This window comes from Polaromonas sp. P1_G4, from assembly GCF_056405475.1.
Window position 1 is genome coordinate 1 of sequence record NZ_JBFUCA010000985.1, and the last position, 734, is coordinate 734.

Consider the following 734-nt stretch of genomic DNA (forward strand, 5'->3'; position numbering starts at 1 on the left):
GGGCAAAGCCCCGGCAGCCACACCCCGTCAACCCGTGCAGCGCACCCATTTCGTCACGCAGGCGCTGGAAATTATTACCGGCCGCTGGTCACGCGTCGTGCTGATCATGGCGGTGATAGAGGGCGCCGCCGGCTTTGGCGTGCTGGCCATCTGGGCTTCGCACCTGCACCATGCCCTGGGCTTGTCGCTTTCGGTGTCAGGCGCCATCGTGGCGCTGTTCGGCCTGGGCGGCGTTGGGTACATGGCCGCAGGCCGCCCGCTGATACGCCGCTTCGGCCAGCACGGCCTGGTGATTCTGGGCGGCACGATGGTCGGCATCAGCGCCCTGGTGCTGGCCTACACCCCGCACTGGGCCCCGGCCATTCCGGCCAGCCTCGTGGGCGGGTTTGGTTTTTTCATGTTCCACAATGTCATGCAGGCCAACGCAACGCAGATGGCACCTCATGCTCGCGGCACGGCCGTCTCGATGTTTGCTTCTTTCCTGTTTCTGGGCCAGTCCATCGGCGTGGTGCTGGCTGCCAGTTTGATCGACCGTATCGGGAGCAGTGCGGTGGTGGCACTGGGTGGGGCGGTGATGGCGGTGGAGGGGGTTTACTTTGCCTGGGTGTTGAGGCGGCGGGATAACTTTCATAAAGGCGTTGAATCAATTGAACCTTAAACTTAAGAATGTGGCCAGCAAAGTTCATCAAAAGTCTCATGCCATAAATCGACGTTGTATGCTTCGAGGCTTATAT

Annotated in this window: 1 protein-coding gene; it reads left to right on the top strand. The window is 61.2% G+C overall.

What is annotated here, in order from left to right:
* Nucleotides 1-658: MFS transporter (locus AC1D1X_RS24895; protein ID WP_477699571.1), on the top strand; the 658-nt coding region annotated here is incomplete at its 5' end.
* Nucleotides 659-734 lie beyond the last annotated feature (76 nt).